The organism is Rhodococcus sp. 06-221-2, from assembly GCF_002258365.1.
In the GTDB taxonomy this organism is placed as follows: domain Bacteria; phylum Actinomycetota; class Actinomycetes; order Mycobacteriales; family Mycobacteriaceae; genus Rhodococcoides; species Rhodococcoides fascians.
On the sequence record NZ_NOYJ01000020.1, the window covers coordinates 194798 to 204816 of the forward strand.

At 65.6% G+C, this 10019-nt stretch carries 8 protein-coding genes; 3 read left to right on the top strand and 5 right to left on the bottom strand.

Features of this window, described 5'->3' with window-relative positions:
• Window positions 1–55 precede the first annotated feature (55 nt).
• The 4 genes from mdo to CH281_RS11510 form a co-directional block, all read right to left on the bottom strand.
• On the bottom strand, window positions 56–1327 hold the full coding sequence (gene mdo / locus CH281_RS11495) for an NDMA-dependent methanol dehydrogenase (protein ID WP_027496261.1): 1272 nt from the start codon (window positions 1325–1327) through the stop codon (window positions 56–58).
• A gap of 198 nt (window positions 1328–1525) precedes the next feature.
• Window positions 1526–2758: an MFS transporter gene (locus tag CH281_RS11500; RefSeq protein WP_032373920.1), complete on the bottom strand. Its 1233-nt coding sequence runs from the start codon at window positions 2756–2758 to the stop codon at window positions 1526–1528.
• A gap of 84 nt (window positions 2759–2842) precedes the next feature.
• On the bottom strand, window positions 2843–3613 hold the full coding sequence (locus tag CH281_RS11505) for a glutamate racemase (protein ID WP_032373921.1): 771 nt from the start codon (window positions 3611–3613) through the stop codon (window positions 2843–2845).
• The gene (locus tag CH281_RS11510) at window positions 3610–4782 is read right to left on the bottom strand and encodes a cystathionine gamma-synthase (protein WP_032365667.1); all 1173 of its coding nucleotides are present in this window, start codon (window positions 4780–4782) and stop codon (window positions 3610–3612) included. Before CH281_RS11510 ends, CH281_RS11505 begins: the two co-directional genes overlap by 4 nt.
• Before the next feature lie 81 nt (window positions 4783–4863).
• Between CH281_RS11510 and CH281_RS11515 the strand changes: the two genes are divergently transcribed.
• Window positions 4864–6036, top strand: coding sequence for an acyl-CoA dehydrogenase family protein (locus tag CH281_RS11515; protein WP_032388183.1), 1173 nt, complete (start codon window positions 4864–4866; stop codon window positions 6034–6036).
• 60 nt (window positions 6037–6096) lie between these two features.
• Here CH281_RS11515 and CH281_RS11520 read toward each other — a convergent pair whose 3' ends face one another.
• Window positions 6097–7482, bottom strand: a complete 1386-nt coding sequence (locus CH281_RS11520; protein ID WP_032375640.1) for a cystathionine beta-synthase — start codon at window positions 7480–7482, stop codon at window positions 6097–6099.
• A gap of 62 nt (window positions 7483–7544) precedes the next feature.
• Here CH281_RS11520 and CH281_RS11525 point away from each other — a divergent pair, with 62 nt between their 5' ends.
• Both CH281_RS11525 and CH281_RS11530 read left to right on the top strand, forming a co-directional pair.
• Window positions 7545–8591, top strand: a complete 1047-nt coding sequence (locus tag CH281_RS11525) for an SGNH/GDSL hydrolase family protein (protein ID WP_241258259.1) — start codon at window positions 7545–7547, stop codon at window positions 8589–8591.
• 72 nt (window positions 8592–8663) lie between these two features.
• Entirely contained in the window at window positions 8664–9884 is a 1221-nt protein-coding gene (locus CH281_RS11530; protein ID WP_032383529.1) for an acetyl-CoA C-acetyltransferase, read from the top strand.
• Window positions 9885–10019: the final 135 nt, after the last annotated feature.

Genomic DNA, 10019 nt, shown 5'->3' on the forward strand with positions numbered 1-10019 from the left:
CGCAGTGGTGCGGTTATGCGCCGCCCGGGGCACATAACCGCACCACTGCGCAGCATTAGTACGACTCGTTGATCGCGTGCGAGACGACCGGAATCATCGACTCGACGGTGACCTCGCGGGGGTTACCCGGGGTGCACCAGTCTTCCTGGATGTGCTCGGAGATCTTGAGTACCGACTTCTCGTCACCCTTGATCACGTCGCCCTTACCGGCGTACTTGCCGGTGTTCATCCGGTTCTTGTCGTACGTCGCGGAACGGATCGACCCGAAGTTGTCGGGAATGCCGACGTCCTTCGCGAGCCGGATGGCGGCTTCGACTGCCGCGTCGGCCGCCTGGACGGTGGTCATGTTCTTCGTGTCGACGCCCATGGCCACGGCGATCTCCGCATAGCGCTCGTAGCGCGAAGGCAGGTTGTACTCCCACACGCGCGGCAGAGCGATGGCGTTGTTGAGGCCGTGAGCACTGTCGTAGAACGCACTGATCGCGTGGGAAATCGAGTGGATGACACCGAGTCCGCCGGAGTTGAACGCCTGCGTGGCGATGTACTGGGCGTTCATCATGCCCTCGCGAGCCTTCAGGTTGCCCGGGTCGTAGACGGCCTCGCGAAGGTGCTTGGACACCAGGCCGATCGAGTAGATCGCGTTGCCCAGCGACGGCGCGAAATCGAGACGCGACACGTACGGCTCGGCACCGTGTGCCAGAACGTCGAAGCCACAGAACGCGGTCCATTGCTGGGGGCAGGTGTAGTAGAGCAGCGGATCGTCCAGTGCCAGAGTCGGTGTCGACGCCTCGTCGAAGGCGAGCCACTTGTGCGGCTTCTCCATGTCCGAGGTGTCGGTGATGACGTACGCCCAGGACGTCTCCGAACCCGTTCCGGCGGTGGTCGATACGGCGATATGGGGTGGGTTCTGCTTGTTCGTGGACTTGGAGAATCCCTCGAACTCGTTGATGTTGCGGCCGTCGTGGGCAACGACGACGCGGATGCCCTTGGCCGCGTCGTGGCTGGAGCCGCCACCGACGGAGATGACGCTGTCGCACTTCTCCTTCTGGTAGAGCGCGGCACCGTCCATGACGTTGTAGTCCTTGGGGTTCGACTCGACCTTGTCGTAGAGAACCACCTCGACGCCCTGGTATTCGATCTTGCCGATCAGTTCCTCGATGATCCCGGATCCGCGCAGTCCGGTGGTGACGAGCAGGGCACGCTTGAATCCGAGTTCCTTCGCCTCGACGCCGATCATGTCGTGAGCGCCGACCCCCAGCTTGGCGCGGGGCAGCGGGTGAAACTCCTTGATGGGGAATTCCCAGATCTGATTGAGCTCGATTGCCATCGGTGTCTCCTCGGTGAGTGTGGTCAGGAAACGCCTGGGGTGTGTGATCGGCGTCTCACTGATGACCACCATGGCCGCACCGAGAGGAGATCGGAACACCTGCAGGGTAGAACCGTTCCAACACCGCTGCCGGACTATCCGATTGGGCAGTGCGTGGTGCCCGTCCTCGGGAGGGGAGATCGAGGAGTGATTGCTGCGCTAACGATTTCGTCGTTGCACAACCGAGAACCCGACGACCGAGATCAGTGCAAGAGCTATGACGAACGCCCCGTACACCTCGACCGTGGTGCTCAATCCGAGCCGGTGCACGGCGAGACCGGCGATCACCGCAGGCAGGCTGAAGGCGAGGTAGCTGATGACGAATGTCGTGGCGAACACGCCACCTCGCACCGCAGCGGGGACCAACGAACCGAGTGTGCGCATCGCACCGAGAAACGTTGCTCCCCAGCCCGATCCTGCGACGACAGCGCCGACGAAATACAGCGCGACCGAGCCGATTTCGACCGACACCAAGGTCAGCGCGACGCCGCTTGCGAGCACCGACGCGCCGATCATCATCACCGTGCGAGGAAGCCCGTTGCGCACGACGACAGCTGCTACCGAGCCCGAGGCGAACAGCGAGAAGATCTCCAGGCCGCCCACGATGTGGTTGTCGATACCGAAGACGGTGCCGATGATCGACGGGCCCAGCGAGAGGTGGAACCCGCCGAGCGACCAGGTCGCGAACAGGGCAGGGGCAATGACCACGAACGGTGCCCGCACCGACTTCGGCAGCGAGGCTCGCGGCAGCAGGGTCGACGCCAGGTGACGTCGGGAATCGAAGCCGCGCATCGCCGACGTCTCCGGCACGAACAGCAGGGCCACGGCCAGTACTGCCGCGGCGGCGATCAACAGGGCGAACACGAGAATTTCGGGTGCCGGCGCCAACTGCACCAGCAAACCGGCCCCGATCGCGCCTGCCGCCAGACCGAAGGAGGGGGCGACGCTGTTGAGCAGCGGGCCGGTCGACACGGTGGGCTGCAGATCGATGATGGCCGCACTCATGGCACCCGTTGCCGCGCCTGCGGCGATTCCCTGCACGACGCGAGCAGCGATCAACACCGGGACACTGTCGGCGACGATGAACAACACCAGACTGACGATCAGCAGCAGCAGTGACGCGACCAGGATCGGTTTGCGTCCGATGTGGTCCGACAGACTTCCCACCGTGAGCAGAGTCAGCAGCAGCGCCAGCGCATAGACGGCGAAAACGACCGTGAGGGTGATCGCGCTGAACCCCCACGACTGCTGGTACACCGGGTACAGCGGCGACGGTGCAGCCGAGGACGCCATGAGCACGATGAAGGCGACGCCGACCACCCAGAAGGCATACCGATGCGGAATCCGCGCCGCTGCTCTGCCCTGTACGTCCCGCGTGTCGACACCGACCATGTGCTCATTCCCTCCACTGCAACAACCGTTACCTCAGTGAAAGACAACGCACGAACCCACCGGGCATTCCCCGGCGGCGCGGAACTACCGGGCCCGCGCACCGTCGAGTAGCACCGTCGCCTCGCGGTAACGATGTGCACTCTCCGGCAGTACGCCTTCGATGCCGCTCAGCCACACCGAGACCGATCCGGTGCCGGCCCGCGCCGAACCGACCTCGTCCGCGCGCCGCACCGTCTGATTGGCCACAGCCGCCGCGCTGTCGAACATCGTCACGCCGTCCGGCAGACGCGCGACGATCTCGTCCAGCACCAACGGGTAGTGGGTGCACCCCAACACGATGGACTCGACGTCGTCGGGAGTGGCGGCCACCGCAGCGTCGATGGCCGCACGTATTCCGGTCGAGTCTCCGCGATCGATCGAATCGGCCAGGCCGTGGCAGGCCACGCTGGTCACCGTCCGACGAGAGGCGAATTCGTCGATCAACCGGGCCTGGTACGCACTTGCCGTCGTGGCCGCCGTCGCCCAGATCGCGATCCGATCACTGACCGCCGCTGCGGGTTTGATCGCCGGGACCGTCCCCACCACGGGGATCGAATCACCGAGCGCAGCCCGCACCTGGCTCAACGCCGTCACACTGGCCGTGTTGCACGGCAGCACCACGACCTCGGCTCCGAGTTCGACGGCATGCCGAGCGGTACCGACCACCCGCTCGATCACCCACGCATCCGGCTTCGGACCCCACGGAGCGTTGTCGGGATCCATCATCAGCACCAGATCGAGCTCGGGACGCGACTCACGCAGGTGAGCAGCCGTCGGGAGCATTCCCAACCCCGAGTCGATCAGTGCGACGATCATGCCAGTGCTTGCTCGACGTCGCCCACCAGATCGGCACCGTCCTCGATACCGACGGACAGACGCACCAGGTCGTCCGGGACCTCGAGCAGCGAACCGGCAGTCGACGCGTGCGTCATCGCGCCGGGATGCTCGATGAGCGACTCGACGCCGCCCAAAGACTCTGCGAGAGTAAAGATCTCGGTTTTCGCGCAGAAATCGAGAGCGGCCTGCTTGCCGCCGGCCAGCCGCACGGAGACCATGCCGCCGAACCGTCGCATCTGCTTCGCGGCCACCGCGTGAGACGGGTGCGACTCGAGGCCGGGGTAGATGACCTGCGAGATGGCCGGATGCCCGTCGAGGAATTCGACGATCTTCTCCGCGTTGTCGCTGTGCCGTTCCATCCGCAACGCGAGGGTCTTGATGCCGCGCAAGGTCAGGAATGCGTCGAACGGTCCGGGAACGCCCCCGGCACCGTTCTGCAGGAACGCGAACGCGGTGTCGAGCTCTTCGCTGTCGGTCACCAGAGCGCCGCCGACGACGTCGGAGTGGCCACCGATGTACTTGGTCGTCGAGTGCAGCACCACATCGGCACCGAGGGACAACGGCTGCTGCAGATAGGGAGACGCGAACGTGTTGTCGACGACCAGCTTGGCCCCGCCCTCGTGCGCGACACCCGCGAGCGCCTCGATGTCACCGACGTTGAGCAACGGGTTGGTGGGCGTCTCGACCCACACCAACTTGGTGTTCGGACGCATCGCGGCGCGGACCTCGTCGACGTTCGAGACCGCAGCCACGGAGTACTCGATGCCCCACTGGGTGAAGACCTTGTCGATCAATCGGTACGTGCCGCCGTAGGCGTCGTTGGGAATGACGAGGTGGTCACCGGGACGCAGCGCCGACCGCAGCATGCAGTCGGTAGCGGCCATGCCCGACGAGAAAGCGCGACCGTAGGTACCGGATTCGATGGCTGCGAGGTTGGCCTCGAGCGGCCGACGCGTCGGGTTGCCGGTGCGCGCGTACTCGAATCCGCTACGCATTCCGCCGACCCCGTCTTGCGCGAAGGTGGAGCTGGCGTAGATCGGCACGTTGACCGCGCCGGTCAGTGGATCGGGCTCGTAACCCGCGTGGACCGCCTTCGTGGAAAAGCCCTGCCAGGAGGTGTTGTCTGCCTTGCTGCGCTGCTCACTCATGGCCTCCACACTAATCGGCCTGCGTCGCCCGGCAGGGGCGTGGGTAACCTGCGAAGACAACCCCCAGCGGAAAGAGGCACCGTGGCCAACTCCCAGAGCGTCGACGAACTGTTCGCGATCGATTCCCTCCTCGACGACGAAGAACGTCAGATCCGGGACACCGTCCGCAAGTTCGGCAACGAACGCATCCGACCACACATCGCCGACTGGTTCGACGAGGGCACCGTTCCCGCGCGTGAACTTGCCAAGGAGCTGGGCTCGCTCGGCCTGCTCGGCATGCATCTCGAGGGCTACGGCTGCGCCGGAACATCGGCGACGGCGTACGGGCTGGCCTGCCTCGAACTCGAAGCCATCGATTCCGGCATCCGCTCACTGGTCTCGGTGCAGGGCTCGCTGGCGATGTTCGCGATCTGGAAGTACGGGTCCGAGGAACAGAAGCAGCAGTGGCTGCCGGGGATGGCCGAGGGTTCGCTCATCGGCTGCTTCGGTCTCACCGAGGCCGACTTCGGGTCCAACCCCGGCGGCATGCTCACCCGAGCCAAGCGCGACGGTGACGACTGGATTCTCAACGGCAGCAAGATGTGGATCACCAACGGTCCGGTCGCCGACGTCGCCGTCGTGTGGGCTCAGACCGACGACAAGGTCAGGGGTTTCGTCGTCCCCACGGACACCCCCGGATTCACCGCGAACACGGTGAAGAAGAAGCTGTCTCTGCGCGCGTCGATCACGGGCGAGTTGGTGTTCGACGACGTCCGGCTTCCTGCCGACGCGATGCTGCCCGAGGCCCGCGGCCTGAGCGGACCGTTGAGCTGCCTCAACGAGGCCCGGTTCGGCATCGTGTTCGGAGCGATGGGCGCGGCGCGGGACTGCATCGAGTCGGCCGTCGAGTACTCCAAGACCCGCGCGGTGTTCGACAAGCCGCTGGCCGGATACCAGCTCACCCAGGCCAAGCTCGCGAACATGGCGCTCGAACTCGGCAAGGGTCAACTGCTCGCGCTGCATCTGGGCCGGCTCAAGGACAAGGGAGAGCTACCGGGCGAGCGAGTGTCACTCGGCAAGCTCAACAACGTGCGCGAGGCCATCAAGATCGCTCGTGAATGCCGAACCATCCTGGCCGCCAACGGAATCACGTTGGAATACCCCGTACTCCGGCATGCCAACAACCTCGAATCCGTCCTCACCTACGAGGGCACATCCGAGGTCCATCAACTCGTGATCGGGCAGGCGCTGACGGGCTCCAGCGCTTTCCGATAAGGCGGCTGCGCCGCTTGTGAGCGGAACCTCGTAGCCTGCTACGAAGTTCCACTCACATGCCTAGGCACCCTTACTGAGGAATCCGAGCAGATCGTGGCGGGTGATGACGCCGACGGGCTTGCCCTCTTCGACGACCATCAGCGCATCGGACTCGCCGAGCGCTTTGGTGGCGTCGGAGACGGTTTCGCCTGCACCGATCAGCGGGAACGGCGCGCTCATGTGCTTGGCAACGGGGTCGGCCAACGCTGCGCGCCCCTCGAACACCGCACTGAGCAGATCGCGCTCGGTGACACTGCCGGCAACCTCGCCTGCCATGACGGGCGGCTCGGCTCCGACGACGGGCATCTGCGAGACGCCGTACTCGCGCAGGATCTCGATGGCGTCGCGCACGGTCTCGGACGGGTGGGTGTGCACCAGATCGGGCAGAGCGCCGGACTTGCCACGCAACACTGCGCCGACCGAGGTCTCCTCGGTGGTGCCGTCCAACCGCGAACGCAGGAATCCGTACGAGGACATCCACGAGTCGTTGAAGATCTTCGCCAGGTAGCCGCGGCCACCGTCGGGCAGCAGAACGACGACCAACGCGTCGGGGCCTTCACGCTCGGCAACCTGAATGGCCGCGACAGCAGCCATGCCGCACGAGCCGCCGACCAGCAGGCCTTCCTCGCGGGCGAGGCGACGAGTCATGTCGAACGAGTCGTTGTCGGACACGGCGATGATCTCGTCCGGGATGGACGGGTCGTAGGCGGTCGGCCAGAAGTCCTCACCGACACCCTCGACCAAGTACGGACGTCCCGTGCCACCGGAGTACACCGATCCCTCGGGGTCGACGCCGATGACTTTGACCTTGCCGCCGGAGACCTCCTTGAGGTACTTGCCGGTGCCGGAGATGGTGCCGCCGGTGCCGACGCCTGCGACGAAGTGCGTGATCTTGCCGTCGGTGTCGGCCCAGATCTCGGGCCCGGTGGTCTCGTAGTGGCTGGCCGGGCCGGCCGGGTTGGCGTACTGGTTCGGCTTCCACGCTCCCTCGATCTCGCGGACGAGTCGGTCGGAGACGCTGTAGTAGCTGTTGGGGTCTTCGGGCGCGACGGCCGTGGGGCAGACGACGACCTCGGCACCGTAGGCACGCAGCACGTTGCGCTTGTCCTCACCGACCTTGTCGGGGCACACGAACACACACTTGTAGCCACGCTGCTGAGCAACGAGCGCGAGGCCGACGCCGGTGTTACCGGACGTGGGCTCGACGATGGTGCCGCCGGGCTTCAACTCGCCCGAGGCCTCGGCAGCGTCGATCATCTTGACGGCGATGCGGTCCTTCGACGAACCACCCGGGTTGAGGTACTCGATCTTGGCTGCGACCGTGCCGGCGCCGTCGCCGATGACGGAGGACAACTTCACCAACGGGGTGTTGCCGATGAGTTCGGTGATGTGCTGTGCGATGCGCATTGCTCCATCTTCCCAGATGCAGGTATCGGACTCTCGGCCACGGCTGTCGACACCCGCATACGATGGTGCGGGGGCACGACGAGAGGGATCGATCTGTGACGGCGAGCGGATGGCGTACCGCCGCGAAAGCGAGCGCCGCGACGGTACTTGCAGGCTCTGGAGCAGGGACTGCGTCCTGGGCCGCGTACCGACATCTGATGGGGCAGGCCGCTGCGGCCCGCGGCGTCATCGGACGCAACATTGCCAAGCCACCCGAGGCCGACGGGGTCTACACCGCCGGCTGCGCGGCACCCGAGCGGTGGCGCATGGGAAGTTCAGCAGATATTCATCTGATGATCTTCGGCGACTCCACCGCGGCAGGCGTGGGTTGCACTGTGGCCGACGAGGTCCCGGGTGTCCTGCTCGCCCGCGGGTTGGCCGAGGAAACCGGTCAACGAATCCGCTTGAGCACCAAAGCAATCGCCGGTGCCACGTCCAAAGGACTCGAAGGTCAGGTCGACGCCATGTTCGTCGCGGGCCCGCCGCCCGATGCCGCGGTGATCTTCATCGGCGCGAACGACGTCACCAAGAAATTCTCCATTCCGGCATCAGCGGCCAGGCTGGGCGATGCAGTCGAACGACTGACGGCCAAGGGCTGCGTCGTCGCGGTGGGAACGTGCCCCGATCTCGGTGTCGTGACGGCCATTCCGCAACCTCTGCGTACCGTCGTCCGCAATTGGGGTCGGCGGCTGGCCCATGCCCAGACGGCCAGGACTCTCGGTGCCGGCGGGCATCCGGTAGCCCTGGCGGATCTGCTGGCACCCGAGTTTCTGGCCGCCCCCGACACGATGTTCTCGGCGGACCGCTTCCACCCGTCCGCTGCGGGGTACGAGCTGGCCGCGCAACAGATTCTGCCGGTGCTCGCCTCGGCCCTCGGCGTCTGGCACGGCGGTCCACTGCCCGAACTGCCGACGGTGTCCGCCGCCGCCGAATCACGCAGAGCCATCCCCCGCGCCACCGCCGCAGTGGACCGCTTTCTCCGGCGTAGAACTGCCGAGCTCGACGCCGAGATCGACAGCGCGGCGGAGGATCTCCTACGTCGTGGCGATGGCCGTTCGGCGGGGTTGTAAGTTCGATCAGGAGACATCGCCTACTCGGCGGTAACAGAGCAGATAAGCAGTATCGATATCGAAGGAGATCTCATGCCAGAGGCAGTCATCGTCGCCACCGCGCGCTCACCCATCGGCAGGGCAATGAAGGGGTCGCTCAAGGACATTCGTCCCGACGACCTCACCGCTCAGATGGTCGCCGCTGCGCTGGCCAAGGTGCCCTCGCTCGACCCGAAGGACATCGACGACCTGCTCCTGGGCTGCGGCCTGCCCGGCGGGATGCAGGGCAACAACCTCGCCCGCATCGTCGCGGTTCAGCTCGGCTACGACTCGCTCCCCGGAACGACGATCACGCGCTACTGTTCGTCCTCGCTGCAGACCACCCGGATGGCGCTGCACGCGATCAAGGCAGGCGAGGGTGACGTGTTCATCTCCGCTGGTGTCGAGAGCGTGTCCAGCTTTATCCACGGCAGCTCGGATTCGCTGCCGGAGAGCCACAACCCGATCTTCGCCGACGCCGAGGCCCGCACCAAGAAGGCGCAGGAAGAGGGCGCGGACAGCTGGACCGATCCCCGCGAGAACGGTGAGCTGCCCGACGCGTACATCGCGATGGGCCAGACGGCCGAGAACGTCGCCCTGCTCACCGGCATCAGCCGTGAGGATCAGGACCGCTGGGGCGTCCGCAGCCAGAACCGCGCCGAAGAGGCCATCAACGCCGGCTTCTTCGAGCGGGAGATCACCCCGGTGACCCTGCCCGACGGCACCGTCGTCAGCACCGACGACGGCCCTCGCGCCGGCACCACGTACGAGAAGATCAGCCAGCTCAAGCCGGTCTTCCGTCCGAACGGCACCATCACCGCCGGTAACGCATGCCCGCTCAACGACGGCGCAGCAGCGCTCGTCATCATGAGCGACACCAAGGCCAAGGAGCTGGGCCTGACCCCGTTGGCTCGCATCGTCTCCACCGGCGTCACCGGCACGTCTCCCGAGATCATGGGCCTGGGGCCGATCGAGGCCACCCGCAAGGCGCTGAAGATCGCGGGCATGTCCATCTCCGACATCGACCTGTTCGAGATCAACGAGGCCTTCGCGGTGCAGGTCCTCGGTTCCGCCCGTGACCTCGGCATCGAAGAGGACAAGCTCAATGTCTCCGGCGGTGCCATCGCGGTCGGCCACCCGTTCGGCATGACCGGTGCCCGCATCACCACGACTCTGCTGAACAACCTGACGACACACGACAAGACGTTCGGCGTCGAGACCATGTGCGTCGGCGGCGGCATGGGCATGGCCATGGTGCTCGAACGTCTCAGCTGATCCGAGACGCACAACGACAAAGCCCCGCCCTCCGAATGGCGGGTTCTAACGATCCCCGCAACACCCTCGATTTGAGGGAGTTGCGGGGATCGTGGCATGTGCTGGGTTGAAGGTGCGGTTTTTCGAGGCGTTGGA

Coding starts and splice junctions, on each gene's coding strand:
- mdo (WP_027496261.1), bottom strand. CDS start 1,327: ATGGCAATCGAGCTCAATCAGATCTGGGAATTCCCCATCAAGGAGTTT.
- CH281_RS11500 (WP_032373920.1), bottom strand. CDS start 2,758: ATGGTCGGTGTCGACACGCGGGACGTACAGGGCAGAGCAGCGGCGCGG.
- CH281_RS11505 (WP_032373921.1), bottom strand. CDS start 3,613: ATGATCGTCGCACTGATCGACTCGGGGTTGGGAATGCTCCCGACGGCT.
- CH281_RS11510 (WP_032365667.1), bottom strand. CDS start 4,782: ATGAGTGAGCAGCGCAGCAAGGCAGACAACACCTCCTGGCAGGGCTTT.
- CH281_RS11520 (WP_032375640.1), bottom strand. CDS start 7,482: ATGCGCATCGCACAGCACATCACCGAACTCATCGGCAACACCCCGTTG.
- CH281_RS11525 (WP_241258259.1), top strand. CDS start 7,545: ATGGTGCGGGGGCACGACGAGAGGGATCGATCTGTGACGGCGAGCGGA.
- CH281_RS11530 (WP_032383529.1), top strand. CDS start 8,664: ATGCCAGAGGCAGTCATCGTCGCCACCGCGCGCTCACCCATCGGCAGG.